This window comes from Acidovorax sp. NCPPB 3576 (assembly GCF_028473605.1).
In the GTDB taxonomy this organism is placed as follows: Bacteria; Pseudomonadota; Gammaproteobacteria; order Burkholderiales; family Burkholderiaceae_C; genus Paracidovorax.
Genome location: NZ_CP097267.1, coordinates 4732011 through 4748644 on the forward strand (window position 1 = coordinate 4732011; position 16634 = coordinate 4748644).

Consider the following 16634-nt stretch of genomic DNA (forward strand, 5'->3'; position numbering starts at 1 on the left):
AATCAGGGCACGGAGGTGGCCCCGACGAAAAGACATTGCACTGCCGATGCTGCTGAAAACGAGGCAGCAGGCCGTGTTGCGGCTGGATGTGCTGCACGCAGGCACAGCGGCTTGGCAAGGCAGGCGAACGCCTGCATGCACCAGCCGCTGTGGCCAAGCAAGGCGGGAAGATCCGCTGGCATGACGCAGCAGACTTCCAGCCTCTTTTTCATCAGCCCGTGAAGGCCTTGGTACCGCGGTTTTCCGCACCTTCCACCTTGGTGGCGGCGGGTGCGAGCACATCGTGGGGTGCGCCAACAATGTCGTTGTTGGCCAGCTTGATGTTGGCCTGCGTCGCGTCGGTACGCACCACGGCTTCCTTGACGTTCCTGATCGTCGAGTTGGTGATCGAGATGTCGGTCGCGAAGTCCTTGCCACCGTTGGTGCGGACCAGCTTGCTGGTGCCATCGAAGAAGGAGTTGTCGATGGAGAAGGCGCCGCCGTGGTTGAGCTGGAACGTCTTGTCGGTGGCGTTCGATGCGCCGCCGTTCTTGAACACCACGTCGCCTTCGCCCTTCTTCGTCATGAAGTCCTCGCCCACATCGCGGCCGAACACGCCGTCGAGGGTGGCATTGCCTTGGGTGTGAATGCCATCGCCGCCGGAAATCTGGACGTTCTTAAGGGTCGCACCGGGTTCCAGGATGAATACCGGCTTCTGGTTCTCGCTCTGACCGCCGTCTCCAAGAGCAGGGCCCGCCTTGTAATGCACGTTGCCGCCGTCGAAGGTGGTGCCGGCCTTGACCACAATGGGCTCATTGACGATCTTCTCGCCGCTGGCGGGTGGAATGCTCGTTACCTTGCCTCCAGAGCCAGAACCCGTAGTGGAAGGGGTCTCGGAAGGCTTGGTGCCGGTAGAAGGACCCGTCGTGGAAGGCTTGTCTGTGGAAGGCTTTTCCGTACCGCCGCCATCACCCACTGGAGGCTTCGTACCGCCATCACCGCCAGCAGAAGGCTTCGTACCGCCATCACCGCCAGCAGAAGGCTTCGTACCGCCATCACCGCCAGCAGAAGGCTTCGTACCGCCATCACCGCCAGCAGAAGGCTTCGTACCGCCATCACCACCAGCAGAAGGCTTCGTACCGCCATCACCACCAGCAGAAGGCTTCGTACCGCCGCCACCACCAGCAGAAGGCTGCGTGCCGCCGCCACCACCAGCAGAAGGCTGCGTGCCGCCGCCACCACCGCCTCCGCCCGACTCGCTATCGGACTCGTCCGGCTTCTTGCCCGTCAGGAGTTCGATCAGTTTTTGCAGCAACTCCATCAGTTGTTGGGTTGCATCCTGTGCGCCACCATTTTGCTTATCGCCATTGGCCAGCTTGTCCAATGCGCTGCTGTCGCCCTTGATGAGGGCCTCTACCAATTGCTTGAGCATATCGCCCGGCGAGCCCTGCCCCTTTGCACCATCAGTTCCATCGGCTCCACCGGAATCACCAGTGCCGCCAGTTCCGCCGGCATTGCTGGTTCCATCGGTATTGCCGGTGCCGCCGGAATCCCCGGTGCCGCCGGCCCCACCGCCACCACCAGAGCCTTCCGCCTTTCCGCCTTGCAGAGTTTGCAGGATTTGCAGAATCTGCTCGAGCACCTGCAGCAGCTGCTGGATCGACGACTGGCCGTCGCCGCTTTGCGTGCCGTCCGCGCCCTCAGTGCCGCCAGTGCCGCCGGCACCGTCCGTGCCTCCGGTGCCGCCCGTACCGTTTTTCTTGCCCAGGTCTTCCACCGCACCCGAGCCACCCGACAGCAGTGCCTCGATGAACTGCTTGGCCAGATCGCCGATGTCGCTGGCGCTTGTATTGCCGTCGCCACCACTGCCACCGCCATTGGTTTGCCCCGTGCCGCCGGCACTGCCCGTACCGCCTGTGGACATCTTGTCCAGGATCTGGCGCAGATAGCTTTCGCCCAGTTGCTCCAGCAGGTTGCCACCGCCGCCGCCGTCCTTGCCCATTTCATCGAGCGTGTTGCCGCCACCGCCGCCGAGCTTGTCGGCAATGCTGTTGGCCAGATCGTTGGCGGGATTTTTCTGCGAGTTCTGTTCCATGGACTTGGCGATCTGCTGCAGCAGTTCGGCGAACTGCTGGATCAGCCCGGACATCCCCTGGCCCTTGTTCGTGCCGCTGCCTCCGTTGGTGCCGTCCGCGCCACCCTTGCCCGACACACCGTCCGTGCCGCCCGCCTTGCTGTCGGAACCGTCTTTGTCCATCGCTTTCATGACTTGCTGCAGCACCAGCACAACCAGCTGGAGCAGTTCGTCCTGCAGTTTCTGGGAAGAATTCTGTTGGTTGCCCGACAGAGAGTCCAGGTTGTTGTTGAACCGGGAGGTGGTCTGGGTTTGAAAATTGACTGACATGCTGACTCCTTAAAGCAAAGTGAAAAAAAAGCTGTCCACCCGATGGCGGTTCAGACAGGGAAAGTCCGGCGGAGGGATCCACCGTGTGGCGCGAATGGGCAAGGGATCAAAGGAAAGGCACGAACGTGGTGGCGACCGGATCGGCACGTGGTGGGAAACCCCGGCACCGAGATGAACCTCGCAGGGGCACGTCAAGCGCGGCGGCGGCGGGGGGCGCCGCCGCACGGCCAACACCGCGCATCGGCGCGAAGCCAGTGCACGCGACAGACTGGCCGCCAAGCTTCTGGGGCGGTAGCGCAATGCCCGCCAGGTGAATCCGCCTTCACCCATGGGGCACCCCCGGCGAAAGGGCTGGAGCGGGCGAGGCCGGCGAAGGCGACAGCAGGCGCTTGATGCGCTCGGCCACCGGCCGCATCGTGAGCTGGGGCCGCACCTGCTGGAAAAACACTCCCACCAGGAGCACCAGCAGCAGCATGGTCGTTGCTCCCTTGATGGGCTGGGCAAGGCTGTTGGGCTCCAGCTTTTCTGCCGCCTTGCCCAGCAACCCGATGCCCAGGTCGATGAGCATCAGGATCACGATCACCGGTCCGGCGATCTTGAGCACGGTTTCGGCGTAGTTGGTGACTTCGGTCGGCAGGAACCGCTCCATCAACACCGACCAGCTGGGCATGACGCCCGTGAGCGGCCACCACTCGTAAGAATCGAACAGCAAGCCGATGAAGACCAGCATGCCCCCCAGCATGTAGAAGCCGACGATGGCCAGTTGAGACAGCAGGTTGCCCACTGGCGTGCTTTGCTGGCCGCTGAGCGGATTGGTCTGCTGGATGTTGTTGTAGCCGGTCTGGTTGTCGATGAGCATGCCTACGCTCTCGGCCACCCAGAAGACGGTGCCGACCGCAAAACCGATCAGCATTCCGATGACGCCCTCCTTGAGCACCAGCACCGCCATGTCCACGGCGGTCAGGGAATGCAACAGCTCGGTCGGTTGGCCCCAGGCCACGAAGGCGCCCAGCACGAGAACGAGCCCGCCGCGGGTGCGCCCATACAAGAGCATGTCGTTCGTTGCCGGCATGACGAGCATGGCGGCATAGATGCGCGCGGTGGACAGTGCCAGCACGGCAAAGAAACCTTTGAGATCGAGCGTCAGCTGGAACAGGCCCAGCCCCTGCTGCATGGAGGGGTCCATCGCCATGTCACGCCCTGGCGCCGCGCGCGAGCTGCAATCGCGTGCGCGCAGCGGCCCGTGAGCAGGCCAGCATGCGTGCGACAGCAGTTTCCTCAGCCTCCTCGTCCTGCGCATCTTCCTGTGCACGCTCGGCCTCTTGCACCGCCCGTTCCAGCCGGGCCTCGGTCGCCTCCAGTTGCTGCGTTGCCCGCCGCAGCGCGGACTCGCGTTCGGCCACCCGCTGCACGGCCGCCTCCACCTGCGTTTCGGCACGATGGGTGCGCTTGCCGGCTTCCGCGCTTTGCACTTCGGCCTCCTTCACCAGGATCTGCAGCGTCACCACCTCCTGGGCATGAAAGCCCCGTGGACGCTCGGTGGTCGAAGCGATCCGGTCACGCATGTCGCTCTCGGCCTGACGCACCTGCTGCTCATCGGCCATGGCCGCCTCATGCGCCGCCCGGTCGCGGTCACGCTGACGGGCGCTTTCCTGCAATGCCGCTTCGCTCTGCTCGACACGCCGCTTCTTCAGGCGCACCAGGATGCGCAACCCCTTGATCGTGCTCATGAATCCCTCTCCAGTGGCCGACCGACATCGATCAACCTTCTGGCGGCAAGACTAGAAGCGCAAAGCCCCGCGACAGGGACCCAGAACGAAGGCAATCACGGCAAAGCGAATGTTGGCGCGCAGGGCACGGGGCGAGATACGCCACGTTCGTCTGCGAGGGCAAGGACTTCGCATCGGCGGCACGCCAGGTGCCATGCGGAACTAGATTGCACGAACCCATCGCGCACCGCGACCACCGAGCCCACTCCATGTCAGAAAAAACGGAAGAACCCACAGACAAGAAGCTCATGGACGCCCGCAAGAAGGGAGAAGTCCCCAAGAGCCAGGACATCGTCGCCGCAGCCATCCTGGTCGCGTCGCTGCTGGTGCTGATCGGTTCGGGACCCATGCTCTACGACCACATCGCGAAGGTGGTGAAGACAGCCATACACCAAGGCATCCAGGCGCAGAACACACAGCAAGTCCTGGCCCTGATCTCCTCCATGGTGTTCGACGGCGCGATCGCCGCGTTTTCCCTGGTCATCGTCTCTGTGCTGGTGGCGATCATCGCGATGATGGGCCAGGTGGGGGTCATCATTTCCTTCGAAGCCATCCAGCCGAAATTCGAGAAACTGAACCCCGCCGAAGGCCTTAAAAAACTGATCAACGCACGCTCGATCATCGAGTTCTGCAAGTCGGTGGTGAAAGCCGTGGCACTGGGCGCGGTGATCTGGCAAATCGTACTCAGCCTCGTGCCGTTGCTCGTGGGCTCTGCCTATCTGTCCGCGCAGGGTGCGGGCCAGGTGGCGTGGAGCGCCATCCTGAAGCTGATCAGCTTTTCGTGCCTGGTGTTCGTGATCATCGGGCCGGTGGACTTCGGCTTGCAGCGCTGGCTTTTCATCCGCGACCAGCGCATGAGCAAGGACGACATCAAGCGCGAGCGCAAGGACAGCGACGGCGATCCCCACGTGAAAGGGCAGCAGAAATCGCTGCGCGATGAACTGGCCAACAGCCCGCCGCAGGAACGTGTTCCCGGCGCCACGGTAGTGGTCACCAACCCGACCCACTATGCAGTGGCATTGCTCTATGAAGAGGGCGTGACGCCCCTGCCCATCGTGGTGGCCAAGGGGATGGATGCGCAGGCAGCGGTGATCCGGGGCCTGGCCGCCACGCATGGCGTTCCGATCATCGCCAACCCGCCGCTGGCCCGTGCGCTGCACCGCCTGCCGCTGAACCAGCCCATCTCCGAAGAGCTGCTCGAATCCGTCGCCGTCGTGCTGCGCTGGGTGGCCGAACTCGACCAGTTCGGCGGCGGCACTGCATCAAACAACCCGGCTCCCTGACAAGCATTCATTACCAGGAAAACCCCATGGCCAAACGCTTCGACTCCACCCTGGTCAACGACGTGACGATGGCGGGCTTTCTCGTCGGCGTGATCGCGCTGATGATCCTGCCGCTGCCCACCATCCTCATCGATGCGCTGCTGGCCATCAATCTCACGGTGAGCATCCTGCTGCTCATGACCGTGCTGTTCATACCGGACGCACTGTCGCTTTCGACCTTTCCCTCGCTGCTGCTGTTCACCACGCTGTTCCGGCTGGCGCTGAACATCGCCTCCACCAAGGCGATCTTGCTGCATGCGGACGCGGGCCACCTGATCGAGAGCTTCGGCCAGCTGGTGGTGGGTGGCAACCTGGTCGTGGGGATCGTGGTGTTCCTGGTGATCACCATCGTGCAGTTCATCGTGATCGCCAAGGGTTCCGAGCGCGTGGCAGAAGTCGGTGCGCGCTTCACGCTGGACGCCCTGCCCGGCAAGCAGATGAGCATCGACGCCGACCTGCGGGCCGGCCTGCTGACGCCCGACGAGGCCAAGCGAAAGCGCGCGCACCTGGGGATGGAGAGCATGCTGCACGGCGGCATGGACGGTGCGATGAAGTTCGTGAAGGGCGACGCCATCGCCGGGCTGATCATCACCATGGTGAACATCCTCGCCGGCGTGGTGGTGGGCATCATGTACCACAACATGACGGCCGGCGAAGCCGCCAACCGCTTCGCGGTGCTGTCCATCGGCGATGCCATGGTGTCGCAGATTCCCGCCCTTTTCATCTGTATGGCAGCCGGCGTGCTGACCACCCGTGTGACGGACGAGCACAAGACCAAGCCCACCTCGCTCGGCGAGGACATGACCGAACAGCTGACCCGCAACCCGCGCTCGATGTATCTGGCTGCAGCGCTCACGATCGGCTTCGGTTTCATCCCGGGCTTTCCGCTGTTGCCGTTTGCCGTGCTGGCGGGCGGGCTGGTGGCTGGCGGACACTTCCTGACCAAGAAGCGCGCCCGTTTGGCAGGCAATTCGCTGTCCAAGCCGATCGCGGCACTGATGCGCGAGGGGGCCAAGGGCGATGCGCCGTCGATCCAGCAAAAAGCACCCGAATTTGCCAAGCCCCTGTCCATCCGCATGTCGGATGCGTTGGGCAAGCTGATCGATGCCGAGCGGCTCAACGGGGCACTCAACAAGGAGCGGGAGGGCCTGCAGTCCCGGCTGGGATTGCCCTTTCCCGGCGCTGCGATGTGGGTGGCCACCGACATGACCGGGCTTCGCTACGAGGTGCTGATCAACGATGTTCCGGTGGCGCAGCCGGAACTGCCCGGCCGCATGCTGCTGCTGCTCGATTCCGAATCTCCGCTGGCGGCATCCGCCCAGCAGCATGGACCCACGCTGGGCCGCGAGGTTTCGCTGTGGTTGCCACCGGAGGCCGTGCCCGGCGCTCAGCGCGAAGGCGTGTGCATCGACGTGGAGCAGGTCATCGCACGCGAAGTCGTGGGCATGCTGCAGCGGCACGCCCACCTGTTCATGGGTGTGCAGGAGGTGCAATGGGTGATCGAGCGCAGCATGCCGGAATACCCGGGGCTCGTGGCCGAAGTGCAGAAAATCATGCCCCTGCAACGCATGGCCGAAGTACTGCGCCGGCTGCTGGAGGAACAAGTGCCGATCCGCAACATCCGCAGCATCTTCGAGAGCCTGATCGTCTGGGGGCCGAAGGAAAAAGACCTGCTGCTGCTCACCGAATACGTGCGTTCCGACCTGGGCCGCTATCTCGCGCATGAAGCGACCAGCGGCCAGCGGCATCTGTCGGCGATCTTGCTCGACCCGGACATCGAGCAGGCCATCCGAGGCTGCATCAAGCCCACGCCGGCGGGGAACTATCTGGCCATGTCGCCCGATGACGCACGCGACCTGACCGAGCGCATCGCGGCGGTCGCGGATAACGCAAGGCAGCCCGGCGTGGCGCTGGTCACCTCGATGGACATCCGCCGCTATGTGAAGAAGATGATCGAAAGCCGCCTCGACTGGCTGCGCGTGTATTCGTTCCAGGAGCTGGGAACCCAAGTAGAACTGCGGCCCATCGGCCGCGTTTCCTGAGGCGCACGGCCATGGCCTCTCTCCAGCGCCCCGATCACACCCTGCGCCACGTGGCGCATCCCGCAGTGGCAGCCGCCGCCGCGCTGCTGCGGCCGAACGCGCAGGAGCGATTCCGCCGCGAGCTGTTTCCGCCCGCACTGCCTCAGGAGTCCCTTGCCCAGGCAGAGACGATCGAGTCCACCGACCCGTTCGCAATGGCCGTGGATGGCGCACCACCCGACCCCACGGACTCGGGCGATGGAGAAACACGGGAGCAGGCCGACTCGCAGGACGATTCGCCCCAGGAAGAAGAGCGAGACAGCAGCGCCCCTGCGGCCTCTGCGCCACCAAGCCAAGCCCCGGCCCCCGACCTGTCGCCCCCGCAGTATTTCTTCATTCAGGGCGACACCGTGCCGCCGCCGCTCGCACGTGCCCCCACCCCGGGAGAAACAGGGCACGGCCTGCCTGACGACCGCGCGCCCGTGCAAGCGGCCGGTATGGCCGGCAACGCCACGGATGCGGAGCCGCCGCAGTGGCTGCGCGATACCGCTCAGACGATCACCGACCTGTGCCTGCGGGCAGATCCGGCCTTCCAATCCTGGGCCGTGACGGTGCCCATGGACCCCAAGGTGCTGCCGGAATGCGACCTGGCCCTGGGTCTTTCGGCCTATGCCATGACGCTTCGCTTTCGAACGGTGTCCTCCGAGTCCCGCCACCTAATCTCAAAGCATCGCGATCAACTGCATGGGTTGCTCGCCCGTCTGGGCACAGCCCACCGAAGCATCGACATTGACCTGGAATGACCTTGAACGCAGTCAAGCCACCGGCTTTTCCCCTCAGCGACCTCGCAAGGTACCTAAAGCCCATGGACCGCGGCGAAGCCCGTCTGGCGCGGGTGATGTTCGACCGGCGTTTCGTGCGATGGGTCCGGGCCCTTTCGGGGCAACCGGATGCGTCGATCAGTTGGGCACCCGGTCAATCGGGCAAACGCATCAGCATGGAATTCCGGTCGACGCAGGGCACGATGCGACTGTCGGTACCCAGGGCAGACTGGCCTGCTCTGGAAATGGCAGCACGCCTACCAGACATGGCGCTTGCTCGGGACGTCGCACAGTCGCTGCTGGCCCAGCCACTGGCTCCTTTCCAGTCCCGCTTTGCAGGCCTGGTTCTGCATCGACTGCAGCTTGATACCGTCGCAGCGCCGTTTGAAATCACCACGAGAAATCGCCGCATCGGGCTGCAGACCATCGACGACGCGATGGCTGGACAGATTCAAGCGCTGCTGGCCGCCTCGGTCCGAAGCGATGCAAGCCACCTTCTCGGCCTGCGCGTGGCCTGCCGCATCCGGCTCGCAAGCAAAACGTATTGCGCCTCCGAACTGGGATCGGTCGGGAAGGGCGATGTGTTGCTCACAGGCTTGCCCGCCGCAGCTTCGGCCTCTCTGCATTGCCACTTGTTTTTTGGAATGGGCGTCTCCATGGAAACCACCGCACAAATCGATATCGACTCGCACCAAGCCACGCTCGACAGGGCACCTCAACCCGGCGGCGATTCCATCCCGGAGCATGAGGTGCCAGCGGGTGTGGAGATCGGTGGCATCGGAAAGCTGTCCATCCCCGTGGCCTTCGAGATAGACAGTGCCCGTGTCCGGCTCGACGACCTCGCCGCCTTCGGTCCGGGGTCCGTCATCACATTGGACATGCCAGTGCGCGAAGCACTGGTGCGCCTTGTGTGCCACGACCAGGTCGTCGGCATCGGCCGCTTGATCGTCATCGGCGAGCAGCTCGGCGTGCGCATCGAGCGCATGGGGCTCAGCCAGGCGGCCGAAGCCCCATCGCAAGATTTGCCATGACTCCGCTGTCGTCCGTGCAGGGGCTGGACCCCGTCTCGCTGTTCATCGCCCTGATGGCGCTGGCGGTACTGCCATTCGCGGCCATGGTGGTGACCTCATACACCAAGGTGGTGGTGGTGCTGGGCTTGCTGCGCAACGCATTGGGCATTCAGCAGGTGCCGCCCAACATGGTGCTCAACGGCATCGCCATCATCATCTCGATCTACGTCATGGCACCGGTGGCCATGGAAGCGGCCGACCAGATCCAGAACGCGCCGCCCTCATCGCAGACGTCCAACACCCAGCAGCTGTTGGCGGCGGCCTCGGCCGCCAAAGAGCCATTCCGGCAGTTTCTCGTCAAGCACGCGCACCCTGCCGAGAAGGCATTCTTTCTGAAGTCGGCGCAGGCGATATGGCCCCAGGAGCGCGCGAAGGCCCTGCTGGCGGACGATTTGATCGTCGTAGCCCCCGCCTTTTTGCTGACCGAGCTGACGGCCGCCTTTCGCATCGGCTTTCTGCTGTACCTGGCGTTCGTGATCGTGGAGCTGGTCATCGCCAACGTGCTGCTGGCGATGGGCCTGTCGCAGGTGTCGCCCACCAACATCGCCATACCGTTCAAGCTGCTGCTGTTCGTCGTGCTCGACGGATGGTCTCAGGTCATGCACGGGCTCGTATTGACCTACCGATGACGAAGGACACGCCGCCATGACGCACGACAGCATCGTTCAACTGACCTCCGAGGCGCTCATGCTGTGCCTCATCCTGTCGCTGCCCGCCGTGGCAGTGGCAGCCATCGTCGGCTTGCTGGTGGCCCTGGTGCAGGCCGTGACCTCGCTTCAGGATGCGGCCATTTCGCAAGGCATCAAGCTGATCTGCGTGACGGTCACCGTCGCGGTGTCCGCGCCCTGGGTCGGCACGACGGTGCTTCAGTTCTCCCAAAGATTGCTTGCCGCAACGTTCACGCCATGAATCCCAACACGCCACTCGTCCGTGGGGTGCAGATGCAGTTGCTCAAGCAGCTGCGTCTGCGCCAGCACAACCATTTGGTTGCGCAGGCCGCCTCGGCCCAGCATGAGCAGGCTGCGCGCAACGCATCGATCATGCAGGGCCGTTTCGGCGACTATGTTTTTCGCACGGTTCCCCGCCCGCCGCTGCCTTTGCCGCCAAAACAGGCCAAGCTCCCCGGCCAGCCCGAAGCTCCATTCCTGGCGCAGGGGCAAGACATCCCGCTCGAAATCCTGCAAACCGATCCCCAGGACACCGAAGAGCGCCTGGGATCTGCCGAACGGTGGAAGACTGCGCTCGACGACGACCGCGGAGAACGCTACGCCCGGTATCGGGAATCGCTCCGGGACGCCGGAAACGAATCCGTTCCGCTGGACAGCTTTTTGCGCCAAGGAAGCAACAGCCGGGACAAAGGAGATTCCCAGGACAACTCGGAAGGCAGCCATTCCGGTTCGGGATCAGGTTCTGGGTCCGGTTCGGGGTCAGGGTCCGGTTCGGGCTCCGGGTCAGGGTCAGGGTCCGGTTCGGGGTCAGGCTCTGGCTCTGGCAAAGGCGACCAAGGAGGCTCACGCGAACAGTCGCCAACCAACCGGATGGCCAAAGCCGGACTGGCCGCAGGCGCCATGGCGGCTCAAGATGCCTTGCAGAGGCATTACGCCGGCACGGCGCAGGACCGGGCCCAGGCTCTCACGCAGCGGCTGTGGGAACACAGCCGCAAGCCCCACTTCGCGGCCACCGCCACGCGGAGCATGGCAGAGACAGCGGCTTATCTGCGACACCATGGCGAACGGGGGGCATTGAGCACCCTGCAGCGGGTGAAGATCGCGGTGCTGCAGTGCGGCGCAGCCGCACCCGATTCCGCCAGCGACACCGTTCGCATGAAAAATCTCAAGGTTTTGCTGCCCCTGGCCTTGCTGAACACCGATCTGCCGCGCACGCCCTCCCAGGCACAAATCGCGATGGAGCGGCAATTGCAGGCCAGCCAGTCCCTGGCGAGGCCCCTTCGCCCATGAGCCTCGACCAATACAACCAGTTGGTCACCGAGCTGTGCGAGGCCATCGACCTGCCCGATCCGCAAGCGGTGCTGGCCCAGGGCTGGATCGAGGTGGAAGGGTTCGAGGTTCTGCTGTCCCACTACGAGAACGATCCCGCAGCGCTGTATCTCAACTTTCACTTCGGAATCGTCACCGCGGGACGAACGCTGACCATCTTCCGGCTGCTGCTGGAAGCCAACCTCACTGTCTATGCACAGGATCAGGCCCAGGCCGGAATCAACCCCGACACGGGAGGAATCATTCTCATCGTGCGGGTGCCGATGACACCGGAAATTACTGGCACCTGGCTGGCCGAAACACTGACCCACTACACCGAACACGGACGTTACTGGAAGGACAACGTGCTCAGTTCCACCGACGAAGCCTTCAACGGCATTTGTGCGGGAGACTACATCTGGCTCAAGGTGTGAAATTCCGGCGGGCCCCGCACTTTTCTGGGCGGCGCACTGACCCGTTACCAGTAAAGCGCGGTGTATTCGTTGCCTGCCGCCTCTTTCCCCTCATGCGACAGCAGCCGGTAGCCCCGCCCATAAGCCGCCTGAACGCGCAGTTGGCATCCGGCTTCGCGCAACTTGGTGCGCAGCTTGTAGATGTGCTGCTCCAAGGTGCGCTTGTTGGACTCGACCGAGCGCCCCCATACCTTGGCAGTGATGGTCGGCAAAGACACCACTTGGTTGGGCTTGGAAAACAGCAGGCAGGCCAATTCGCATTCGCGGTGCGTGAGTCCGACGGTCTTGTCTCCATGAACGAGGCAGAGCCTGGCAGGGTCGAGCCGGCAGCCGTCCACATCGATGGGGTGGGCGGCCTGGAAAGCCTGGGCCTCCATGTGCCCTCGCAGCCGAGTCTTGAGTTCGTCGTGCCCTACGCGGGAGAGGCTGATGTAGTCCACCGCCCCGCAGGCCAGGGCCACACCGAAGCCGGCGTGCAACTCTGCGCCCACCACCACGACAGGGACCTGATCGGACACGCAGGTTTTGATCAATCCCAAATCTTCCGCCAAGGTGCCTCCACAGTCTTCGAGGATCACGGCATCAAAAGCCTGCTGCCTCACCTGCATGCGAAAAGCGGCAATGCTGACGTGCAGCATGGCCTGGATTCCGCCACGGGAAAGCAGATCCACCAGGAACTGATTTACCGTCGATCGACGCGAAAGAAGAGCAATGTTCATGGAAACCCTCGACGCAAATTTAAATCGACAAATGGCGGCGCATCGCGCTGCCCCCTGGCCTGTTCAGCTGGACGTAGGTGCCGAACGAGAGCAATTGGGTTGCTACACATCGTCACAGATTTTGCAATTTTATTGCAGCCTTCCGCGGAACAGAATCAGCGAAATGTGCTCCGCAGTATGCCCTTTTGGCAGGGCAATTGCTTATAGGCAATAACTATTCGACGCCATAGCACTCCCTTATCGCTCACCGATCGAGCCCCACCTTTCTCAATCGAATGGCACTGCCTTAGCCGTTTTTTGTTGGCAGTACCAGCCCTTTTTGCAGCTCCCTTTTCCCTGAGCAGCCGCTGGTTGACGACATGAATTCACTCTAAGCACCTTGGATGAACGCGGAAGCAGCCCTTCATGAAAAGCCGATGACCCGCAGATGAATATTGGATGAATGGTGAATGAAGGCGCTGCCAATAGCTTCAGGCAGCGCGTTCAAAGGTATCCGAAGGCACTCACATCAAAACGTGCCAATTAGCAAAAGTTGAGGATTGAACGTAAGGAAGTTGAGCATTGCCTGGACGCCCGTTCCTAGCATCGAGTGGTCATCAATCAAAGGCGCGGCAACACCGCGAAGACCCATGCTGCTCACACTTCTGTCGTTGACCTGCCAGCGCGCCCAAGCCCAGGCGCCGGAGCTCTCCAATCTCATCCACGCCATGCGCGTCAAGGACGCAGCGGGCATCGGCCGGCGCCGCCTAGAGCGCAATGGCCGCGATACCGGCACCCCGCAAGAAGGGGCGCTGCTGGGACGCAGCCTGCTGCTGGTGGGCATGGAAGAGGCCGCCAGCGAAGTGTTTCACCAGCAACTCAAGGCCTATGACCAAGTCTCGCGCAGCAATGTGCGCTGGCAGTCTGCACTGGACCAGGCCTGGCTCTTTCATCACCTGAACAAGCCCGCCCGTGCCGTCGCCTGCTGGGCGATCGTGGCCGGGGACCACGAAGCCCCGGTGGAACTGCGCGTGGAAGGCCACTGCGGCAAGGCGCTTTCGCTGCAGGCCCTGGGCCAGCATGCCGAAGCCCTGGCCACGGCACGCCAGGCCGAGGCGCTCTGCCAGGCCGGCAATGCGGCCATGCTGGAGCCTCATGCCCAGGCGATCCGCCTTGAAGTGCTGGCAAGGGTTCACCTGCTGCGCCACGAAGAGCTGACCGACCACGCGCTTTCGGAGTCCGCCGTAGCGCTGGCGCGCGACCTCCCCTCGGAGGCGGAAATGGTGGCCGAACTGGCGGCACTGGAATCGAGCGCGCGCGTGCCCAAACTGCTGCAAGCCCGCCTGGCTTACCTGCGCTGCGGCTTGCTGGGACAGCACGCTGCCGGCCGGCAGGAGGCCGTGGCTGGCTTCGTGCGCTGGCTGCGCGAACACGAACTGGCCGGCCTGGAATCGCAAGTCAGAGTCGAAGCCTGCCTGGCGTTGCTGACCGACAAGGCGGCCACGGGCGCCCGTGAGGTGATCCAGCCGCTGGCCAGCGTCGAGCGCGAGGTCGATCGGCACCCCTACGCGTCCGACATCCAGTACTGCCTGTCCAAGATCCACATGGAAGAAGGCCGCCTGGGCGAGTCATTGCGCCAATACAAGCGGCACGTCGCCCAGGCCATGCGGGTGGTGCACAACACGGTCCTTGCGCGCATGAACAGCGCGGCAGCCACCCTGCCCTCGCAAGCGCAGGACACGACCGGGCTGCGCCTGCCCCCCCGCTACCGTGCGGCCTACCGCTATATCGTCGAGCACCTGCACGACGCCAACCTGTCGGTGCGCGAGATCGCAGGCCGCCTGGGCGTCACCGAGCGCGCACTGCAGTTGGCGTTCCGCAACCACCTGGGCATGACGCCGGCGGAGCTGATCCGTACAGAGCGCGTGAAGCGCATCGAAGACGAGCTGCGCGAGATGAGCGAGACCGGCGGACGGGCCCACATGCTGGACGTGGCGTCCCGCTGGGGCATCTGCAACCGGTCCACGCTGGCCAACGCCTTCAAGCTGTCGTCCGCCCGCGCCGCAGATGCGCACTGATCCCGCGGCCGGCAGGGCGCGGCAGCCGCCCGCCGCCCGGCCCTTTCTCCGCTTACTCCGCAGCGCCCTTCTTGGCCCCTTGCTCGACCAGTCGTGCGAATTCCCCGTGCTCGTAGGCAATATACGTTTCCATCATGCTGCGGTAGATGGCCTCGATCACCGCGGGCTCGCCGCCCTCGGCCAGCGCACGCTCGCGCACCCGGGCCACGATGAATTCGATGCGCGCCTCGTCCCGCACCTGGGACTCGCGCTGCTTGTTCAAGGCGGCCTGCGTCATGTAGCCACCGCGCTCCACCAGCAGCGGCACCAGGATGTCGTCCAGCGCGTCGATGCGCGCGCGCACCTGCGCCATGCTGCTGCAGCGCTCCACTTTGTCGATCGCCCGGGTCATCATTCGAGTCCTTCTTCAACCAGTTCGGCAGCGCGCAGCAGGGCGCGGGCCTTGTGTTCCGTTTCCTTCCACTCCAGCTCGGGCACCGAGTCGGCCACGACGCCGGCCGCGGCCTGAACATAAAGCGTTCCGTCTTTCACGATGCCGGTGCGGATGGCAATGGCCACATCCATGTCCCCGGCGTAGCTGAGATAGCCGCAGGCCCCGCCGTACAGGCCGCGCTTGACGGGCTCCAGCCGGTCGATCAGTTCCATCGCATGCACCTTGGGCGCGCCGGTGAGCGTGCCTGCCGGAAAGGTGGCCTTGAGCACATCCATGTTGGTCATGCCGTCGTTGAGCAGGCCCTCGACGTTGCTCACGATGTGCATCACGTGGCTGTAGCGCTCCACGGCGAACGCCTCCGTCACCTTCACGGTGCCCGTCTTGGCGATGCGGCCGATGTCGTTGCGGGCCAGGTCGATCAGCATCACGTGCTCGGCCCGCTCCTTGGGGTCGTTGACCAGCTCGACTTCCGTCGCTTTGTCATGCTCTGGCGTATTGCCGCGGGGGCGCGTACCGGCCAACGGGCGGATCGTGACTTTCTGGCCTTGCGGCGTGCTCTCTTGCCGCACCAGGATTTCGGGCGAAGCCGAGACGATGTGGAAGTCGCCCATGTGGTAATAAAACATGTAGGGCGAGGGGTTCAGCGACCGCAGTGCGCGGTACAGCGAGAGCGGCGATTCGGTGTAGCGCTTGTGGATGCGCTGGCCCACCTGAACCTGCATGAAGTCGCCCGCGGCGATCAGCTCCTTGGCTTGGTCCACGGCCGCCAGGTAATCGGCCTTGGAAAAGTCGCGCTGGGCGGGATGGCTCTCCGTCGGCTTGACGACAGGCGCTGCCACCGAATACTTGAGCTGGTCCTTCAAACCCCGCAGGCGCTGCTTGGCCTTGGAATAGGCCTCGGGCTGCGCCGGGTCGGCATAGACGATGAGATACAGCTTGCCCGAAAGGTTGTCGATGACGGCCAGTTCCTCGCACTGCAGCAGCAGGATGTCGGGCATGCCCATCGTGTCGGGCGGGCAACTGGCTTCGAGCTTCTTCTCGACGTAACGCACCGCGTCATAGCCGAAGTACCCCGCCAGGCCGCCGCAAAAACGGGGCAGCCCGGGGCGCAGCGCCACCTTGAAGCGCTTCTGGTACGCCTCGATGAAGTCCAGCGGATTGCCGGGGGCGGTCTCGACCACCTGCCCGTCGGTGACCACCTCGGTCTTGGCGTCGGCCCCGAAGCCGCTGGCCCGCAGCAAGGTGCGCGCCGGCAGGCCGATGAAGCTGTAGCGGCCGAAACGTTCGCCCCCCACGACCGATTCGAGCAGGAAGCTGTATTTGCCGCCGTCCTTGCTGTAGGCCAGCTTCAGATAGAGCGACAGGGGCGTTTCCAGATCGGCGAAGGCCTCCGCGATGAGCGGAATGCGGTTGTAGCCTTCGCTGGCCAGGCTTTTGAATTCAAGTTCTGTAATCACGGGAATTTCCCAATCGGGCAGCGCCAGGACAAGGACGGTGGGCGCCGCAGTTCATTGCGTTCGGCCCGGCAGGGCCACGGGTGCAGCTGGGATTGCCCCAGGTGCCATCAGGCGTTCGATGCGGCTGGCTTGC

General features: G+C 63.9%; 15 protein-coding genes. 9 read left to right on the forward strand and 6 right to left on the reverse strand.

Going from position 1 to position 16634, the window contains the following annotated elements; genetic code table 11:
• Positions 1–211 precede the first annotated feature (211 nt).
• From M5C98_RS21560 to M5C98_RS21570, 3 genes are all read right to left on the reverse strand, one after another.
• Positions 212–2383, reverse strand: coding sequence for a pectate lyase (locus tag M5C98_RS21560; protein ID WP_272549489.1), 2172 nt, complete (start codon positions 2381–2383; stop codon positions 212–214).
• A gap of 322 nt (positions 2384–2705) precedes the next feature.
• Positions 2706–3575 (reverse strand): type III secretion system export apparatus subunit SctT, encoded by an 870-nt coding sequence (gene sctT / locus M5C98_RS21565; RefSeq protein WP_272549490.1) that lies wholly within the window; start codon positions 3573–3575, stop codon positions 2706–2708.
• Between the two features lies 1 nt (position 3576).
• Positions 3577–4113, reverse strand: coding sequence for a type III secretion protein (locus tag M5C98_RS21570; protein WP_272549491.1), 537 nt, complete (start codon positions 4111–4113; stop codon positions 3577–3579).
• A 248-nt stretch (positions 4114–4361) separates the two neighbouring features.
• Here M5C98_RS21570 and sctU point away from each other — a divergent pair, with 248 nt between their 5' ends.
• The 8 genes from sctU to M5C98_RS21610 are packed head-to-tail and all read left to right on the forward strand — an operon-like array spanning position 4362 to position 11796.
• Positions 4362–5435: a type III secretion system export apparatus subunit SctU gene (gene sctU / locus M5C98_RS21575; protein WP_272549492.1), complete on the forward strand. Its 1074-nt coding sequence runs from the start codon at positions 4362–4364 to the stop codon at positions 5433–5435.
• A gap of 26 nt (positions 5436–5461) precedes the next feature.
• Positions 5462–7516, forward strand: a complete 2055-nt coding sequence (gene sctV / locus M5C98_RS21580) for a type III secretion system export apparatus subunit SctV (protein WP_272549494.1) — start codon at positions 5462–5464, stop codon at positions 7514–7516.
• 11 nt (positions 7517–7527) lie between these two features.
• Complete coding sequence (locus tag M5C98_RS21585) at positions 7528–8298, forward strand: type III secretion HpaP family protein (RefSeq protein WP_272549495.1); 771 nt, start codon at positions 7528–7530, stop codon at positions 8296–8298.
• Positions 8299–8300: 2 nt separating this feature from the next.
• On the forward strand, positions 8301–9347 hold the full coding sequence (gene sctQ, locus M5C98_RS21590) for a type III secretion system cytoplasmic ring protein SctQ (protein ID WP_272549497.1): 1047 nt from the start codon (positions 8301–8303) through the stop codon (positions 9345–9347).
• Positions 9344–10015 carry a type III secretion system export apparatus subunit SctR gene (gene sctR / locus M5C98_RS21595; RefSeq protein WP_272549499.1) on the forward strand — a complete coding sequence of 224 codons (672 nt, stop codon included), beginning with the start codon at positions 9344–9346 and terminating at the stop codon, positions 10013–10015. The genes sctQ and sctR overlap by 4 nt, the downstream gene beginning before the upstream one ends.
• Positions 10016–10031: 16 nt before the next feature.
• Positions 10032–10295: a type III secretion system export apparatus subunit SctS gene (gene sctS / locus M5C98_RS21600; RefSeq protein WP_272549500.1), complete on the forward strand. Its 264-nt coding sequence runs from the start codon at positions 10032–10034 to the stop codon at positions 10293–10295.
• Complete coding sequence (locus tag M5C98_RS21605) at positions 10292–11344, forward strand: hypothetical protein (RefSeq protein WP_272549501.1); 1053 nt, start codon at positions 10292–10294, stop codon at positions 11342–11344. The genes sctS and M5C98_RS21605 overlap by 4 nt, the downstream gene beginning before the upstream one ends.
• Positions 11341–11796, forward strand: coding sequence for a CesT family type III secretion system chaperone (locus M5C98_RS21610; protein ID WP_272549503.1), 456 nt, complete (start codon positions 11341–11343; stop codon positions 11794–11796). Before M5C98_RS21605 ends, M5C98_RS21610 begins: the two co-directional genes overlap by 4 nt.
• Positions 11797–11840: 44 nt before the next feature.
• Here M5C98_RS21610 and M5C98_RS21615 read toward each other — a convergent pair whose 3' ends face one another.
• A complete protein-coding gene (locus tag M5C98_RS21615) occupies positions 11841–12554 on the reverse strand; it encodes a winged helix-turn-helix domain-containing protein (RefSeq protein WP_272549504.1) in 714 nt (237 codons plus the stop codon).
• 629 nt (positions 12555–13183) lie between these two features.
• On the opposite strand from M5C98_RS21615, the gene M5C98_RS21620 reads away from it, so the two are divergent.
• Positions 13184–14611 (forward strand): helix-turn-helix domain-containing protein, encoded by a 1428-nt coding sequence (locus M5C98_RS21620; RefSeq protein ID WP_272549505.1) that lies wholly within the window; start codon positions 13184–13186, stop codon positions 14609–14611.
• 52 nt (positions 14612–14663) lie between these two features.
• Here the strand turns inward: M5C98_RS21620 and M5C98_RS21625 are convergent, their stop codons facing one another.
• Positions 14664–15002 (reverse strand): chorismate mutase, encoded by a 339-nt coding sequence (locus tag M5C98_RS21625; RefSeq protein ID WP_272549506.1) that lies wholly within the window; start codon positions 15000–15002, stop codon positions 14664–14666.
• Positions 15002–16501, reverse strand: a complete 1500-nt coding sequence (trpE, locus tag M5C98_RS21630) for an anthranilate synthase component I (RefSeq protein WP_272549507.1) — start codon at positions 16499–16501, stop codon at positions 15002–15004. Before trpE ends, M5C98_RS21625 begins: the two co-directional genes overlap by 1 nt.
• Between the last annotated feature and the right edge of the window lie 133 nt (positions 16502–16634).

Bases quoted from the DNA above. Each gene is read 5' to 3' on its own strand.
- M5C98_RS21605 (WP_272549501.1), top strand. From the start codon at position 10,292: ATGAATCCCAACACGCCACTCGTCCGTGGGGTGCAGATGCAGTTGCTC.
- M5C98_RS21620 (WP_272549505.1), top strand. From the start codon at position 13,184: ATGCTGCTCACACTTCTGTCGTTGACCTGCCAGCGCGCCCAAGCCCAG.
- M5C98_RS21560 (WP_272549489.1), bottom strand. From the start codon at position 2,383: ATGTCAGTCAATTTTCAAACCCAGACCACCTCCCGGTTCAACAACAAC.
- M5C98_RS21625 (WP_272549506.1), bottom strand. From the start codon at position 15,002: ATGACCCGGGCGATCGACAAAGTGGAGCGCTGCAGCAGCATGGCGCAG.
- sctT (WP_272549490.1), bottom strand. From the start codon at position 3,575: ATGGCGATGGACCCCTCCATGCAGCAGGGGCTGGGCCTGTTCCAGCTG.
- M5C98_RS21610 (WP_272549503.1), top strand. From the start codon at position 11,341: ATGAGCCTCGACCAATACAACCAGTTGGTCACCGAGCTGTGCGAGGCC.
- M5C98_RS21570 (WP_272549491.1), bottom strand. From the start codon at position 4,113: ATGAGCACGATCAAGGGGTTGCGCATCCTGGTGCGCCTGAAGAAGCGG.
- sctS (WP_272549500.1), top strand. From the start codon at position 10,032: ATGACGCACGACAGCATCGTTCAACTGACCTCCGAGGCGCTCATGCTG.
- sctR (WP_272549499.1), top strand. From the start codon at position 9,344: ATGACTCCGCTGTCGTCCGTGCAGGGGCTGGACCCCGTCTCGCTGTTC.
- M5C98_RS21615 (WP_272549504.1), bottom strand. From the start codon at position 12,554: ATGAACATTGCTCTTCTTTCGCGTCGATCGACGGTAAATCAGTTCCTG.
- M5C98_RS21585 (WP_272549495.1), top strand. From the start codon at position 7,528: ATGGCCTCTCTCCAGCGCCCCGATCACACCCTGCGCCACGTGGCGCAT.
- sctU (WP_272549492.1), top strand. From the start codon at position 4,362: ATGTCAGAAAAAACGGAAGAACCCACAGACAAGAAGCTCATGGACGCC.
- sctV (WP_272549494.1), top strand. From the start codon at position 5,462: ATGGCCAAACGCTTCGACTCCACCCTGGTCAACGACGTGACGATGGCG.